Annotated in this window: 15 protein-coding genes; 7 read left to right on the top strand and 8 right to left on the bottom strand. The window is 69.7% G+C overall.

Translation table 11 applies throughout. The annotated features are described in order from the left end of the window. Nucleotides 1-63 precede the first annotated feature (63 nt). The 7 genes from ACL03I_RS00825 to ACL03I_RS00795 form a co-directional block, all read right to left on the bottom strand. Nucleotides 64-1365, bottom strand: coding sequence for a hypothetical protein (locus ACL03I_RS00825; RefSeq protein ID WP_412804891.1), 1302 nt, complete (start codon nt 1363-1365; stop codon nt 64-66). 131 nt (nt 1366-1496) lie between these two features. Further along, nucleotides 1497-3761 carry an AAA family ATPase gene (locus ACL03I_RS00820; RefSeq protein ID WP_355071677.1) on the bottom strand — a complete coding sequence of 755 codons (2265 nt, stop codon included), beginning with the start codon at nt 3759-3761 and terminating at the stop codon, nt 1497-1499. Between the two features lie 75 nt (nt 3762-3836). After that, nucleotides 3837-4277: a hypothetical protein gene (locus ACL03I_RS00815; RefSeq protein WP_355071679.1), complete on the bottom strand. Its 441-nt coding sequence runs from the start codon at nt 4275-4277 to the stop codon at nt 3837-3839. Nucleotides 4278-4350: 73 nt separating this feature from the next. Next, nucleotides 4351-4704 carry a UBP-type zinc finger domain-containing protein gene (locus ACL03I_RS00810; RefSeq protein WP_355071680.1) on the bottom strand — a complete coding sequence of 118 codons (354 nt, stop codon included), beginning with the start codon at nt 4702-4704 and terminating at the stop codon, nt 4351-4353. Continuing rightward, nucleotides 4701-6191, bottom strand: coding sequence for an ATP-binding protein (locus ACL03I_RS00805; protein ID WP_412804890.1), 1491 nt, complete (start codon nt 6189-6191; stop codon nt 4701-4703). The genes ACL03I_RS00810 and ACL03I_RS00805 overlap by 4 nt, the downstream gene beginning before the upstream one ends. Nucleotides 6192-6205: 14 nt before the next feature. Beyond that, the gene (locus ACL03I_RS00800; RefSeq protein WP_412804889.1) at nt 6206-7873 is read right to left on the bottom strand and encodes an NAD(P)/FAD-dependent oxidoreductase; all 1668 of its coding nucleotides are present in this window, start codon (nt 7871-7873) and stop codon (nt 6206-6208) included. Between the two features lie 53 nt (nt 7874-7926). Then, on the bottom strand, nt 7927-8127 hold the full coding sequence (locus ACL03I_RS00795) for a hypothetical protein (protein ID WP_355071685.1): 201 nt from the start codon (nt 8125-8127) through the stop codon (nt 7927-7929). A 209-nt stretch (nt 8128-8336) separates the two neighbouring features. Between ACL03I_RS00795 and ACL03I_RS00790 the strand changes: the two genes are divergently transcribed. Next, on the top strand, nt 8337-8792 hold the full coding sequence (locus ACL03I_RS00790; protein ID WP_356962737.1) for an SRPBCC family protein: 456 nt from the start codon (nt 8337-8339) through the stop codon (nt 8790-8792). 77 nt (nt 8793-8869) lie between these two features. On the opposite strand, the gene ACL03I_RS00785 is transcribed toward ACL03I_RS00790, so the two are convergent. Then, nucleotides 8870-9898: a beta-ketoacyl-ACP synthase III gene (locus tag ACL03I_RS00785; RefSeq protein WP_355071688.1), complete on the bottom strand. Its 1029-nt coding sequence runs from the start codon at nt 9896-9898 to the stop codon at nt 8870-8872. Nucleotides 9899-10117: 219 nt separating this feature from the next. Here ACL03I_RS00785 and ACL03I_RS00780 point away from each other — a divergent pair, with 219 nt between their 5' ends. The 6 genes from ACL03I_RS00780 (at nt 10118) to ACL03I_RS00755 (ending at nt 15183) form a co-directional block, all read left to right on the top strand. Then, a complete protein-coding gene (locus ACL03I_RS00780) occupies nt 10118-10390 on the top strand; it encodes a GlsB/YeaQ/YmgE family stress response membrane protein (protein WP_355071690.1) in 273 nt (90 codons plus the stop codon). A 103-nt stretch (nt 10391-10493) separates the two neighbouring features. Further along, on the top strand, nt 10494-11222 hold the full coding sequence (locus ACL03I_RS00775; protein WP_356962734.1) for a phosphatidylserine decarboxylase: 729 nt from the start codon (nt 10494-10496) through the stop codon (nt 11220-11222). After that, on the top strand, nt 11222-12166 hold the full coding sequence (locus tag ACL03I_RS00770; protein WP_355071694.1) for a CDP-alcohol phosphatidyltransferase family protein: 945 nt from the start codon (nt 11222-11224) through the stop codon (nt 12164-12166). Before ACL03I_RS00775 ends, ACL03I_RS00770 begins: the two co-directional genes overlap by 1 nt. A gap of 135 nt (nt 12167-12301) precedes the next feature. Next, on the top strand, nt 12302-13231 hold the full coding sequence (locus ACL03I_RS00765) for an RNA polymerase sigma-70 factor (RefSeq protein WP_412804888.1): 930 nt from the start codon (nt 12302-12304) through the stop codon (nt 13229-13231). A gap of 82 nt (nt 13232-13313) precedes the next feature. After that, nucleotides 13314-14402, top strand: a complete 1089-nt coding sequence (locus ACL03I_RS00760; protein ID WP_412804887.1) for an NAD(P)/FAD-dependent oxidoreductase — start codon at nt 13314-13316, stop codon at nt 14400-14402. Between the two features lie 55 nt (nt 14403-14457). Beyond that, nucleotides 14458-15183 carry a Clp protease N-terminal domain-containing protein gene (locus ACL03I_RS00755; RefSeq protein ID WP_355071699.1) on the top strand — a complete coding sequence of 242 codons (726 nt, stop codon included), beginning with the start codon at nt 14458-14460 and terminating at the stop codon, nt 15181-15183. The last annotated feature ends 5 nt before the right edge of the window (nt 15184-15188 follow it).

The raw sequence follows: 15188 nt of genomic DNA, 5'->3' as shown, positions 1-15188 counted from the left end.
CGGAAAGCGTGCTTTTTCCGTGGAAGGGCTGAGTATGGTGTCCGTCATCCGCCCGAACCGAAGCTATATGTCCGCTAATGATTCGCTCTCTGGTTGCCCATTTGTTTGCGGCCTGCTGCGTGGCCGTAATTTACGCAGCATGACGAGCCCGACGGCGCTGCCGATGACGATGGCGAGCGCGGTGCCGCCCGGGGTCGCGTCGTGCGCCGCCACGTCCTCGCGCCAGTCCTTGACGCGGTCAGGCATCACCGAGACCGCCGACGGCAGATACAGCGCGCTGAGCGCGAGTACGCCGCTGGGCGCGTAGTGCGGCCGCGCGGTGCCGCAGCAGTATCCCGCCGTCAACGCGATGACCCCGCTGATCACGGCGAACGCGACGGTGCTCGCGGACGTCGAGGTGACGAGGGCGAAGACCGTGATGCCCAGCAGCAGCAGGATGGCGAGGGCGGTCGATGGCATCCGGGCGCCGATGACGAGTCCGGCCGCGGTCAGCGCGATGAGCACCGGCGCGGTCCAGCCGGGCCGCACCGCGTAGCCGACCGCGTCGACCGCCGCGGTCAGGCTCACGGCCAGGTACACGCCGGTGCCGTCGCGGCCGGGCAGCAGCATGGCGGCCGCGGTCGCGCTGACGATCGTCGCCGCGACGACGATGACGATCTCGACCACGTGACTCTCCCCCGGCAGTTTGCTGTACTGCCTGCCCAGCCATTCGGTGCCGGCCAGGACCACCAGCGCGAGCACCATGGCGGCGAGGATCGGCGTCACCGGCAGCGCGATCGCCATGTGCGGCTCCTTCGCGTCCTCGGTTCGCTTCCAGTTGTGCAAGGTGCTGATCATCAGCAGGATCAAGCTCACGCCGATCATCCAGCGCGTCGGGGTCTCCAGAACCGCGTACGGATCCGCGTTGATGTTCAGCAGGCCGGCGAGATCGCCGAAGCCGAAGAAGCCGACGCCGCCCACCGCGAACGCCGCGGCGGGCAAGGGTCTGCGCAGCACCACCGCGCCGAGCCCGCCGAGCAGCACGGCGGCGCAGATCGAGTCGATGTAGTTCTGCGTGGTCAGTATCTCGGCCGTGGCCACGTGGCGTCCGGTGAAGTGGTTGATCAGCTGCGCCAGCGCGGCGGCAGTGGCCGTCGCCCACCCGGTCAGCGGTCGCGAGGTGGTGGCGACCAGCACGGCGACCGCCACGGCGGCGATCACGCCCAGTGCCGCGCTGCGCGGCACGCTGTTGAGCAGCCCGGCGATCCGGTACGACGTGGCTTGCCCCTGTGTGTTGACGGTGACCGGCAGGAACAGCGTCACGCCCGCGACCGCGGCTCCGGTGAAGGCCGTGGTCGCGTCGACAATGTCGCCGACCCTGCGCACGGTTGTCGAACATACCCGTGGTGGCGACGTGATCTTGTGATTGCCGACGATTCGCCCGAAAATGTCTCCGGTGCGAAAAAGGCAACAAGAGCCGGATTGCCGGAGATTGTCCGAAGCGGGTCGCCCGCGACCTACCCGCGGCTGTCGGCGTAGCGGCGCAGTGTGTCGATCTGCGACGGATCCAGCGAGGGCCGCACCACCGTCTTGGCGGCCAGCACATCGGCGGCGGTGACGTCGGCCGCGTGTACGTCCCGGCGCATCGCCGCGAGCGCGGACTCGCGCAGCAGCGCGGCGCAGTCGGCGGCGGAGTAGCCGTCCAGTTCCTCCGCGAGCGCGTCGAGGTCGACATCGTCGGCCAGCGGCACCGCGCGGCCCGCGGTGCGCAGGATCTCCCGGCGGGCGGCGGCGTCCGGCGGCGGCACGAACACCAGCCGTTCGAGCCTGCCCGGGCGCAGCAGCGCCGGATCGATCAGCTCCGGCCGGTTGGTCGCGCCCAGCACCACCACGTCGCGCAGCGGCTCCACGCCGTCGAGTTCGGTGAGCAGTGCCGCGACCACCCGATCGCCCACGCCCGCGTCGGCGCTCTGGCCGCGGCGCGGGGCCAGCGCGTCCACCTCATCGAGGAAGATCAGCGAGGGTGCGGAATCCCGCGCCCGCTGGAACAATTCGCGCACCGCGCGCTCCGACGAGCCGACCCACCGATCCAGCAGTTCGGCGCCCTTGACCGCGTGCACGCTGAGCTGACCGGTACCGGCCAGCGCGCGCACCAGGAAGGTCTTGCCGCAGCCGGGCGGGCCGTAGAGCAGCACCCCGCGCGGCGGCTCGATGCCGAGGCGGGCGAAAGAGTCCGGGTGCTTCAGCGGCCACAGCACCGCCTCGGTGAGCGCCTGCTTGGTTTCCGCCATATCGCCGACGTCATCGAGGCTCAGGCTGCCGATGGCGAGTTCCTCCATGCCTGAGCGTGACAGCGGCCGGATGACCTCGAGCGCGCCGAGCAGGTCGGATTGGGTGAGTTGCGGCTCGCCGTGCTCTCTGGCCCGCGACGCCGCGCGCAACGCCGCCTCCCGGCACAGCGCCGCCAGATCGGACACCACGAATCCGGGTGTGCGCGAGGCGATCTCGTCGAGTTCCAGCTCCGCGGTCGGCACCCGGCGCAGCAGGTACTCCAGCAGCGCCTTGCGCACGCCCGCGGTGGGCAGCGGCAGCGCGAGTTCGCGATCGCACAGGTCGGGGGCGCGCAGGCGCTGGTCGACGCCTGCCGGGTGCGCGGTGGTCGCCAGGAACGCGACGCAGGGACCCGCGATCGCGGCGCGCAGCTGGTCGAGGATGAGTGTGGCGACGGGTTCGGGGTCGGCGGGCAGCAGCGCGTCGATGTCGGTGATCAGCAGGACGCCGCCCCTGCCGCAGCCGATATCGGCCACCGCCTCGGCGACCTCGCGCAGTCGCGCACCGCTCTCGGCCGCGCCGATGCTGGGGCCGTCCAGCTCCACCAGTCGCCGCGATCCCGCGACCGCACGTGCCAGCGTGGCTTTGCCGACGCCGGCCGGGCCGGTGATCAGCACGCCGAGATGAGGTCGTGCGCCCAGCGTGCGCAACAGCTCGGGCTCGTCCAACGCCAGGCTGAGCCACTCCTCGAGCTTCGCGGCCTGGCTGCGCCCGCCCGCCAGGACTTCGACCGAGACGCTCTGCATGTCGACGGCCGCCGTGGCCCGGACCATCGCGGCGCCGTTGTTACCCGCGGCCGTGTCGAACGCGGCGGCTTCGGTGGCGGCCCGCGAGGCCTCGCCCACCGGGATCGGGGTTCCGGCCCAGGCCAGATCGGCGGCGTCCCGCGCGGCGACCGCGCCCGCGCCCCAGCTCACCGCGGTATTCGGTTGCACGCTCACCGGTCCGCGCGGATCGGTGCCGGTGACGGTGAGCAATTCCGTGGTCCAGGCGATGCCGAAGGTGCGCGACAGTGCCTGGGTGGCCGCCGTGGAGCTGATGTCGGGGCCGAGATCGCGCGGCAGCAGGGAGACGGCGTCACCGACGGTGACGACCTTCCCCAGCAGCGCCTGCCGCAGTGTCGCGGCCGGGATCGTGCGGGTGGCGTGCACCGAACCGCTCACCGTGATCTGTCTCGCGCCGTAGACGGTCGCGGGGGAGACCACCACCGTCGCATCCTCGCGCAGCCCGGCGTTGGACAGCGTGACGTCATCGAGCAGGGCTACCCCGGCGGGCGTGCCCTGGCGCGCGACGCCGACCACCGCGGCCGTGCGCCGGGAGCCGACCAGCATGATCCCGTCCCATTCCCGCAACCCCAGCGCGGTCAGCGCCTCCGGATGCAGGCGGACCACCCCGCGCCGGGCATCGGCGGCCGAAGGGTTCAGACGGGCGGTGAGTGCCAGTTCTGCCACTGTGCCATTCTGCCGCGCGGCCCCGCGTTCGGTCACGGTCCGCCGTCCGGGAATGGTGGACGACGACGCTTTCGGCTATTTCTTGACGAGTCCCGCGGCGGTCGCGACCGACTTGTCGGCGACGCTCGGCGCCAGGCACACCAGTTTGGCCGTGCCGAGCGCGACGTTCGGGCTGCCGTCGAACGGGCCGCCCGGGTTCTCCGCCAGGATCTGCTCGATCAGGACCTTCTCTTCGTCGGTGTCGAGCTTGCGGAACTCACCGCAGGTGGTGCTCGACGCCGGACCGAGCGCCGGGTCGCGCTGCTTCGTCGTGGCGGGGGCGTCCGTATCCGCCGGGCCGCTCGGCGTCGCGGTGCCGGGAGCGGTCGTCGTGCGGGCGGCCGAGGCGGCCGCGGTCGCGGTCACGGAGCCCTGGCGCAATCCGTTCGCGTCGGTGGACTCGTCCCCTCCGCCGCAGCCTGCCAGCAGGAAACCCACCGTCCCGGCGATCAGGACGATGGCGGAAGTTCGTTTCATACCGATGCTTTCCCGGGTGGATCGTGGCGCCGGAGGCCCCGGCGTCGGCAGCAGCGTACCGGTTCCGGCGGCATCAGTGGATGTGTGCCTGCCAATCCGAGGGAACCCGCTCGCGCGGGCCGGGGACGCCCTGATCGGCGGGATGACTGTGCGGTGGCGCCAATTCCGGTCCGCCGCTGAACATCTCTTCGGTTTCGAAGTTGTAGTACCAGTCCTCACCCGGCTCGAAGCTCTGGATGAACGGGTGACCGGTGCTCTTCGCGTGCGCGGTGGCGTGCTGCGCGGGGGAGGTGTCACAGCAGCCGATATGCCCGCACTGGGCGCACCGGCGCAGATGCACCCACCAGCCGGAGTGCTGCTCGCACTCCGCGCAACCCGGCCCACTGGGCGGTACCGCGGGATCGATGCCCGCGAGCTGCTCGGTCATGACTGCCCTTCCGTGTCGATTCCGGCTCGATCCTGTTCTGGGCGGTGCAGCGGCAGCCAGACGGTGAACCTGGTGTCGCCCGGCTCCGAGTCCACCCTGATGTCGCCGTTGTGTTTCTTGACCACGATGCGGAACGAGATGTCCAGCCCCAGTCCGGTGCCCTCGCCCATCGGCTTGGTAGTGAAGAACGGCTCGAAGATCCGGTTGCGGGCCTCCGGCGCGATGCCAGGCCCGGTGTCGCCGATCTCCACGACCGCGCAGTCGTTCTCTTTCCTGGTGCGAATGGTCAGCGTGCCCTCACCGTTCATCGCGTACACCGCGTTGTCGATGAGATTGGTCCACACCTGGTTGAGTTCGGCCGCGTAGCACGGCACTTCCGGCAGCGTCCGGTCGTACTCCTTGACCACGTGCACGCCGTCGCCGATCTTGCGGCTGAGCATCACCAAGGTGCTGTCCAGCAGCTCGTGGATGTCGACCACCTGGAACGGGGCGCGGTCCATCTGCGAGTACTGCTTCGCGGCGCCCACCAGCGCGGAGATGCGCGTCGTCGAGTCGGCGATCTCGTTCATCAGCAGCTCGGTCTCGATGGTGTAGTTCAGCCAGCGGATGGCCCCTTGGAACACCTGCTCCGGCGAGCCGTCCAGGGTGGCGGCCACCCGCTCCAGCCAGTCGGTGTCGAACCCGGCCTGCACGAAGTTCGGCGCGAGGTTCCAGCCGTCGGCGATCCCGTGGTCCTCCAGCCATTCGCCGAGCACGTCCTCGCGATCGGCGGCTTCCATCGGCGTCAGCTCCGGAGCCTTCGCGACCTGGGCGGCGGCCTCCTCCTGCAGGCGCACCAAGGAACCCAAGGACGACGGATCGAACTTGCCCTCCGCCATCATGGCGAGCTTGTGCCGCATGCCCGCGACCCGCTCGCGCAGGCCCGAGGTGGCGCGCACCGCGGCGGCGGCCGGGTTGTTGAGCTCGTGGGTGAGGCCGGCCGACAGCGAACCCAGCGCGAGCAGTCGTTCGCGCTCACCGATGCGCGCGTTGGTGTTGCGGTTGCCGAAGAACACGCCTTCGAGCAGGTGCACGGCCATCGGGAACCACTCGTGCATCATCCTGGCGAAGATCTCGGCGTCCAGCACGAAGAACCGCGCCGGCCGTGTCACCTGCATCGTCCCGCTGTAGGTCTGGTCGACCTTGTCGCCGATGTAGGACATCCAAGCGCCCGCGTAGGCGCCGTGATGCTCGGTGCGTACCAATTCGATCTCCGCGCCGCCGGATTGCTTGGTGAGGATCAGCTCGCCATCCATCAACACGTAGAAACAGGTGGCCGGTTCGCCTTCGCGGAAGACGACACCGGGTTCGATCGTCTCGATCCGGCCGTCGGCGCACAGCCATTCCAGCTGCTCGTCGTTCAGCTTCTCGAACAGGAACAGGGTGCGCAGCTCGGCGGGGTCGCACACCGACCTGCTGCTGCGGTCCGCGGTCTGGTTCGAAGTCATCTGCGGCCTCCTGGTTACGCGAGATAGCGGTGCACGAGCATGACGGCCATGGCGCCCTCGCCGACGGCGGAGGCGACGCGCTTGGCCGACTCGGCGTGCACGTCGCCCGCCACGAACACGCCGGGCACGCTGGTTTCGAGGTGATGCGGTGGCCGGGATAGCTCCCAGCCCGCGGGGCGCGCGCTCTCGACCATCAGGTCGGGCCCGGCGAGCACGTAACCTGCGTCGTCACGAATGACGACGCCGTCGAGCCAATCGGTCTGCGGCGCCGCGCCGATGAACAGGAACAGCCGCTCCGCGTCGGCCTTCTCCTCGGCGCCGGACTTGTTGTTGCGCAGCACGATCTGCTGGAGGTGATCGTCACCGTCGGCGGCGCTCACCTCGGTGTTGGTGTGCACCTCGATGTTCGCGATCTGCGCGATCTGCTGGATGAGGTAGTGCGACATGGACTGTTCCAGCGAATCGGCCCGGACCACCAGGTGCACGGTGCGCGCGTTGCGAGACAGGAACACCGCGGCCTGACCGGCGGAGTTCGCCCCGCCGACGATGTAGACCTCGTGATCGGCGCACTCGGACGCTTCGGTCATCGCCGATCCGTAGTAGACGCCGCGCCCGGTGAAGTCGTCGACGCCCGGCGCCGGGTGGCGGCGGTAGTCGACGCCGGTCGCGATGATCACGGTGTGCGCGCACAGTCTGCCGCCGTCGGCGAACCGCACGGTGCGCGCGGACCCGTTCACCTCCAGCCCCACCACCTCGCGCGTGGTGATCACTTCGGCGCCGAATTTCGCCGCCTGCCGCCGGGCCCGGTCGGCCAGCTGCGCCCCGGACAAACCGTCGGGGAAGCCGAGATAGTTCTCGATGCGCGAACTCTGCCCCGCTTGGCCGCCGGTGGCGGTCCGCTCCACGAGCACGGTGCGCAGACCCTCGGACGCGCCGTAGACCGCCGCACCGAGACCGGCGGGACCGCCGCCCACCACGATCAGGTCGTAGAACTCGCCCGCCGGGTCGACGGTCAGGCCGACGTTCTGGGCCAGTTCGCTGTCGGTGGGCTGCACGAGCGCGTCGCCCGCGGAAGTGATCACCACCGGACAGCGCTCCGGGTCGGCGCCCGCCGCTTCCAGCAGGCGCGCGCCCTCGGGCTCGTCGGCCAGGTACCACCGGTAGGGGAGCTGGTTGCGGGCGAGGAATTCCCGCACCTGCGACGACCGCGGCGACCAGCGATTGCCGACCACCTTGGTCTCGGTGACGGGCCGATGCTCGCTGCTGCGCCAGGCGTCGAGCAGCCCGTCGAGCACGGGATAGAGCTTCTCCTCCGGCGGGTCCCACGGTTTGAGCAGATAGTGGTCGAGGTCGATGACGTTGATCGCGTCGATCGCGGCATTGGTGTCGGCGTAGGCGGTCAGCAGCACGCGGCGCGCGTAGGGGTGCAGGTCCATCGCCTGCTCGAGGAATTCGATGCCGTCCATGCCCGGCATCCGATAGTCGGCGATCAACACGGCGACCGGCTGCCCGCGCAGCTTCATCTCACGCAGCGCGTCCAGGGCCTGCGGACCCGATTCCGCGCGCAGAATCCGGTAATCGGCGCCGTAGCGGCGGCGCAGGTCGCGGACGACCGCCCGGGAGACGCCCGGGTCGTCGTCGACGCTCAGGATGGCCGGTTTCGTGGCAGCGGGTGAAGTCACCTGTCGAGTATGGAGCCTCGCGGCGCGGTCTGTCGTGGGCGTTCGCCGAGGGCTCAGAGCCGATGGTGCAAGACGAAATCGAGCTCACGCGGGGTGAGCAGACGCTCCAGACGTTCTTCTTGCGCGGCCCCGCGAACACTACGTGGCGGAAAGACCGACGCGCCGTGCGCTTTTCGTCCGTCCACCGGCTCGATGGCGGGAAGCAGCGGAACCGGGTCCGCCGGTCGACGATGGAGCAGGGAGCGCAGTTTCACGGCCGATTCACCTCACGTTGGGACGCCGAAATGTTGGAGGCGGTGTCTGTGCTTCATGTATCTGTTATTGTGCGCCGATCATTACACCGGCCGGTGCGCGAGTAGCGAAAATGTGACGCAACTGTCGGCGCGTTTAAAATGTGCGCGACTCGTCACATCGCGTTCGGACGGATGGTCGTCGGTCCGTCGCTCGTATCCCGGAGGCAGCGTTGCCGAAAAATCTCGAAGCCAGCATCGACATCTCCGCGCCCCCGGAGCAGGTGTGGGCGGTGATCTCCGATCTGAAGCGGATGCGGGAGTTCAGTCCGCAGTGCGTGCGCATGGTGCCGCTCGGCTCGCTCGCGGCGGGCACCTGGACGTTGAACCTCAATCGCGACGGCAAGAAATTCTGGCCGACCACGTCCCGCATCGTGCGGTTCGAGCCGAACCAGGCGTTCGCGTTCCGGATCACCGAGAACCGGACGGTGTGGAGCTACACCTTGGAGCCGACCGAGTCCGGCACGCGGCTGATCGAGCGGCGGGACGTGCCCAACGGAACCACCTGGTTCTCCCGCAAGGCGATCGAGGCCGCGCTCGGCGGCGAGATCCCGTTCGAGGAGGCGTTGGTGCGCGGCATGAACGAGACGCTGGGCAAGGTCAAGGCGGCGGTCGAAGCCGGCGCCTGAGCGCGGGGCGCCGCGCGCGGTGCTCGCCGCGGCCGGTGCACGAGATGTCGTGACCCGGCCGCGGCGAGTGGGAGCGGTTACTTCCAGTTCGGCAGGTTCACGACCTGAGCGGCGTAGGACAGGCCCGCGCCGAACGCGATGAGCAGCGCCGTGTCGCCCGGCTTCGACTCACCCTTGCGCAGCAACGCCTCCATGGCCAGCGGGATCGAGGCGGCCGAGGTGTTGCCCGCCTCCTCGATGTCGTTGGCGAGCGCGCAGTGCTCGGGCAGCTTCAGCACCCTGGCCATGATCTCGATGATCCGGCCGTTGGCTTGGTGCGGGATCATCGCGTCCAGGTCCTCGGGAGACAGGCCCGCGCGGTCGATGGCGTCGCGGCACACCTTCTCCAGCGAGTGCGCGGCCCACCGGAACACCGCGGTGCCCTCCATGGCCAGATAGGGCCGCACCGCGTCCAGGCCCTTCTCGTCGATCTCGTGGAAGAACTCCATCCAGTCCTTGTCCTGCCGGATGGCGTGGTGCTGGGTGCCGTCCGAGCCCCATACGGTGGGGCCGATGCCCGGCTCGTCGGAGGGGCCGACGATCACCGCGCCCGCGCCGTCGGCGAAGAGGAAGGCGGTGGAACGGTCCTTCGGGTTGACCGTGTTCGTCAGCTTCTCCACGCCGATCACGAGGACGTGCGAAGCGGTGCCCGCCCGGACCAGATCCGACGCCAGCGCGATCGAGTGGCAAAAGCCCGCGCACCCGGCCGAGACGTCGAAGGCGGCGGAGCCGTTCATGCCGAGTTCGGTGGCGATGCGCGGGGCGGCGGCCGGCGTCAGCAACAGGTGGGTGGATGTAGCAACGATCACGCAATCGACTTGGTCGACCGCGATACCGGAGGATTCCAGCGCGCCGCGCGCGGCCGCGACGCTCATGCTCTGGATCGTCTCCGACTCGTCGGCGAACCGGCGGGTTCTGATTCCCGACCTGGTCCTGATCCACTCGTCGCTGGAGTTGATCGGGCCGGCCACCTCGTCGTTGGTGACCACTCGAGCAGGGCGGTAAACGCCGAGCCCGAGGATCGCCGTGTGCTCAGCGCCGGTGGTCTGGGCGATTCGAGCAGCCATCTGCGTCTCCTATGTACCTGCGGCGACGCCGCCGGGGGTGCCCCGAAGCATCGAAATCGGTCCCTCATCAGCCACTGTCCATTGGCGAACAGACATGAGGCTTCCTCATATTAGCTTGAAAGTCGCTCATCTGCCGCGCGTATTCCGACAATCGGTGGGTATCACGTCGAAGCACGCCACTGCTGCACGAGGCGTGGCCCAACTGAATGCGAGGACACCATGCTCGGTCTCGGGATTATCGGATGGATCATCATCGGCGGTCTTGCCGGATGGATCGCGAGCAAGTTCATGAAGACGGACGCCCAACAGGGCATCTTGCTCAATATTGTCGTCGGGGTGGTCGGCGGTCTGCTCGGTGGGTTCCTGCTGAAGCTGCTCGGAGTCGACGTCGAGGGTGGCGGCCTTTGGTTCAGCTTCTTCACCTGTCTGGGCGGTGCCATCATCCTGTTGTTCCTGGTTCGACTGGTCACCGGCGCCCGAGTCAGGTCCTGACCCCGCGTGCCACAGGCTCCTTTCCCGTAAGGTGTGAACGCTTGCGCCGGTCCTATCGTCGATATGGCGCAAACCGTCTGCATCGAGCACGAAAGAGGAGCCTGTGGCCCGCCGTCCCACCCCGCCCGGCACGCCTGAACGCACCGGAGTCGGCCACGTTGTCGATCTGGTCCGCAACGCGATCCCTCCGTTGCATCCCGCCGGGCTTCCGTTCGTCGCCGCACCCTTGGCGGTCGCCGTGGTCGGCGGCAAGCGCAAATGGGTGCGGCGCACCGGACTCTTCGCCGCCGCGGCCTGTGCGACCTTCTTCCGTCACCCGCGTCGCGTGCCGCCGAACCGGCCGGGCGTCGTGGTCGCCCCGGCGGATGGCGAGATCGCCTTGGTCGACACGGCCGCTCCCCCCGCCGAGCTGGGTCTCGGCGACGCGCCGCTGCCGCGCGTGAGCATCTTCCTGTCCGTGCTGGACGTCCACGTGCAGCGCACACCGGTCTCCGGCGTCGTGCGCACCGTGCTGCACCAGCCCGGCCAGTTCCGCTCCGCCGACCTGCCCGAGGCGAGTTCGGTGAACGAGCGCAACAGCATGGTGCTCCTGACGCCGGAGGGCGACCAGGTCGTCGTGGTGCAGATCGCCGGGCTGCTCGCGCGCCGGATCGTCTGCGACGCCCAGGTCGGCGACGTGCTGACCATCGCCGACACCTACGGCCTGATCCGCTTCGGCTCGCGGGTCGACACCTACTTCCCGGCGGGCACCGAACTGCTCGTGCAGCCCGGCCAGCGCACCATCGGCGGCGAGACAGTGCTCGCCGTGCTCGGCACATCCGCTGACGCGTGATGGAAGCGGCGGTATCCACCCAGCGGCGCAGGCGGCGGTCCGTCCGCCTGCTGCCGAGCATCGTCACCATCCTGGCGCTGTGCGCCGGGCTGTCGGCGGTGAAGTTCGGCCTCGACGGCAAACTCGGTATCGCGCTGGCCATGATCGGCGCGGCGGCCGTGCTGGACACCCTCGACGGCAGGCTGGCCAGAATGCTCGACGCAACCACGAAGATGGGCGCCGAGCTCGACTCGTTGTCGGATGCCATCTCCTTCGGCGTCGCCCCCGCGTTGGTGCTGTACGTGACCCTGCTCAGCAGCAACAGCGTCGGCTGGATCGTCGCGCTGCTGTTCGCCGTCAGCATCGTGCTGCGCCTGGCCCGGTTCAACACCCTGATGGACGACGACACCCGGCCGGATTGGTCGCGGGAGTACTTCGTCGGTGTGCCCGCTCCGGCGGGCGCGCTCATCGCGATGGTGCCGGTGGCCCTGTTCGTGCAGTTCGGCGACGGCTGGTGGGTCGGCTTCTACGAGGTCGCGGCGTGGACGGTGTTCTCGGCCGCGCTGTGCGTCAGCACCATCCCGACGCTGGCCATGAAATCGGTGTCGGTGGCGCCGCAGGCCGCGGCCGGGCTGCTGGTGCTGGTCGCGCTCGCCGCCGCGGCGCTGGTCACGTATCCGATCGTGCTGCTGCTGGTGCTGGTCGCGTTGTATCTGGGCCACATCCCGTTCGCCTGGCATTCCCAGCGCTGGGTGGCCGCGCGTCCGGAGACCTGGACGCACAAACCCGCTGAGCGGCGTGCGCAACGACGGGCGGACCGGCGGCTGCCAGGCATCCGTCGTCCGGCGATTCCGCGTCCGACCATCCCGCGTCCGGCGATCCGCGGCTCGGCCCGGCTGCGGCTGCGCCGACCTGGGGCGAAGCAACGCCAGAACGGTGATGGGCCGCCGCGCGCGGAGCTCTAGCGGCGGCTTCCGGAGCGGCCGCTTCCACTTCGCCGTGCCAATGCGCCGTGTCGCCGGATCGGCGCATCGGCACCTCCGCGCGCTGCGCTGGGAGCGGTACGGTCATGTCCGTCGGGCGGGTGGAGGAAGGTGCGTATGGAGCCGGACGGTTTGCGGGAATTCGAGGGGCATCGGCCGCGCTTGTTCGCGCTCGCCTATCGGATGCTCGGCTCGGCAGGTGAGGCCGAGGACGCGGTGCAGGAGACCTATCTGCGCTGGGACGGCGCCGACCGCGGCGGTATCCGCTCCGCCGAGGCCTGGCTGACCACGGCGCTGGTGAATCTGTGCCGCACCTGGCTCGTTTCGGCGCGGGCCCGGCGGGAGAGCTACGTCGGGCCGTGGCTGCCCGAACCGGTGCCGACCGCGCGAGGCGAGCTCGGACCGCTGGAGACCGTCGAGGAGCGCGAACAGGTCTCGCTCGCGCTGCTGACCGCGCTGGAGCGGCTGACCCCGCTCGAACGCGCGGTCTTTGTCTTGCGCGAGGCGTTCGGATACGCGCACCGCGAGATCGCCGACATGCTCGATATCACCGAGACGAACTCGCAGCAGATCTTCCGCAGGGCGGGCCTGCGGGTACGAGAGGACCGCCCCCGCTTCGGTATCACGCCCGACCATGCCCGCGAGTTGGTCGAGCGGTTCCTGAAGGCGGCGCGCGACGGCGACGTCGCGTCGCTGGAGCAGATGCTCGCCGCCGACGTGAGCGCGACGGCCGACGGCGGCGGCAAGGTGAACGCGGCGCGCCGTCCCGTGCGAGGTGCGGCGCAGGTGGCGCGGTACCTCGTCGGGCTCATGCGCTGGGAGGTGCCCGGCATGCGGCTGGTCGTGGAGGAGGTCAACGGCGCGCCCGCCGCGGTCGCACGGGTGAACGGTGCGCCACTGCTCGTGGTCGCGGTGGACGTGGCCGACGGCGCGGTCACCGCGCTGCGGTTGATCGTGAATCCGGACAAGCTCGCCTATTTCGCCGGGGCGAGCGGGTCGGCGGGCGCGGTGGACACAATGCCGGACCGGCTTCGCCGTCCGCTGTGACGCGCTTCACGGCACCGGCCTGTCAGGGATCGGGGCCCTGTCCGGTCTGAGTGTTGATGGCCGATCGAAAGGAGCCTCAGCAATGACCGGACAGCATCGGATCGTCGTTCTCGGCGCGGGGTACGCGGGATTGGCGGCGGCCCGCAGGCTCGCTCGCACGGCGCGGGACGCTCGGATCACCGTGGTGGACGCGCACGCGTTCTTCGTCGAGCGGGTACGGCTGCATCAGCAGGCGGCCGGGCAGCGGATCGCGGCATGGGATCTGCGGGAATCGCTGGAAAGCAAGGGCATCGCCTTCGTGCAAGCCCTGGCGACGGAGATCGATACGGTCGCGCGTCGGGTGGTGCTCGACACTGCGCCCGCACTCGATTACGACACTTTGATCTACGCCCTTGGTAGCGTCGCCGATCTCGCGAGCGTCCCCGGCGTCGCCGAACACGCCTTTTCGGTCGCCACGCAGGAAGACGTGCGCGGTCTGGCCGTGGCGGGCGGACCGGTGGCGATCGTCGGCGCCGGAGCCACCGGCATCGAGCTGGCGGCGGAACTGGCCGAATCGCATCCGGAGTCCCGGGTGGTGCTGCTCGGATCGGAGGAGCCGGGCGCCTGGCTGTCGGCGCGGGCGCAGGCGCACATCACGCGGACGCTCGAGCGACTCGGAGTCGAGATCCGGTCCGGCGCCAAGGTGATCGAGGTGACAGTCGAAGGGCCGCGCTTGGCCGACGGCTCACTGGTTGCGGCCGCCGCGACGGTGTGGACCACCGGTTTCCGGGTGCCCGACCTCGCCGCCCGCTCCGGTCTGGCGGTGGATCCCGACGGTCGGGTGCTCACCGACGCCACGTTGCGTTCGGTGTCGCACCCGGACGTTTTCGCCGCAGGTGACGCCGCCGTGGTCGCAGGGCCCGGCGGACGCGAACTGCGCATGGCGTGTGCCACGGCGCTGCCGACCGGCAAGCACGCGGCGGACTCCGCCGTCGCCCTGATGCGTGGTCGTGAGCCGAAGGAGCTGCGGTTCCGCTATGTGCTCCAGTGCCTCAGCCTGGGTCGCGGCGACGGGGTCGTCCAAGCGGTGCGCGCCGACGACGCACCGGCCAGGACGGTGCTGACCGGGCGCACGGCCGCGTGGGTGAAGGAACGCATCGTGCGCGGCGCGGCCTGGTCTTCGCGCCCGTGAGTCGCATCGTCAACTAACGGTTGACGATGGGTCATCGTCAACTTATGGTTGACGCATGACCGAACAATTCCGCCTCGACGACCTGATCGACGGCATCAAGAAAGCCCGTCCCGACAATGTGCTCGAACAGCTGTCCGATGCCGTCGTCGTGGCGAATCACCTGGGTGAAGTGGCCGACCACCTGATCGGCCACTTCGTTGACCAGGCCCGGCGCTCCGGCGCCTCGTGGACCGATATCGGCGCCAGCATGGGCGTCACCAAGCAGGCCGCGCAGAAGCGGTTCGTGCCCAAGGTGCCCGATCCGGCCGCCGCGGCGGCCATGGACCCGAACGCGGGCTTCGCCCGTTTCACCCCGCGAGCGCGGGCGGTCGTGATGGCGGCGCAGGAGGCCGCGCGTACCGCGGGCAATCGGGAGATCTCCCTCGGGCACATGGTGCTGGGGTTGCTCACCGAACCCCAAGGTCTCGCGGTGCACGAACTCGTCCACCAGGGCGTGTCCGTCGACGTGATCGCCGCCGCCGCTTCCGCGTCGTTGCCGCAGGCCGAGGGGGACATCCCCGCGCTGATCCCGTTCGGCGCGGAGGCCAAGAAGGTCCTGGAACTCACCTTCCGTGAGGCGCTTCGGCTGGGGCACAACTACATCGGCACCGAGCACATGCTGCTGGCGCTGCTGGAACAGGAGAACGGCGCCGGTCTGCTCAGTGATCTCGGCGTCGACAAGGCGAGCGCCGAAGCGCATCTGGGCGAGCTGCTCGCGGTTATCAAGACCGAGAAGTCCTGATTCCG

Source organism: Nocardia sichangensis, assembly GCF_047200615.1.
GTDB lineage: Bacteria > Actinomycetota > Actinomycetes > Mycobacteriales > Mycobacteriaceae > Nocardia > Nocardia sichangensis.
This window is presented reverse-complemented; position numbering and strand designations above follow the sequence as displayed.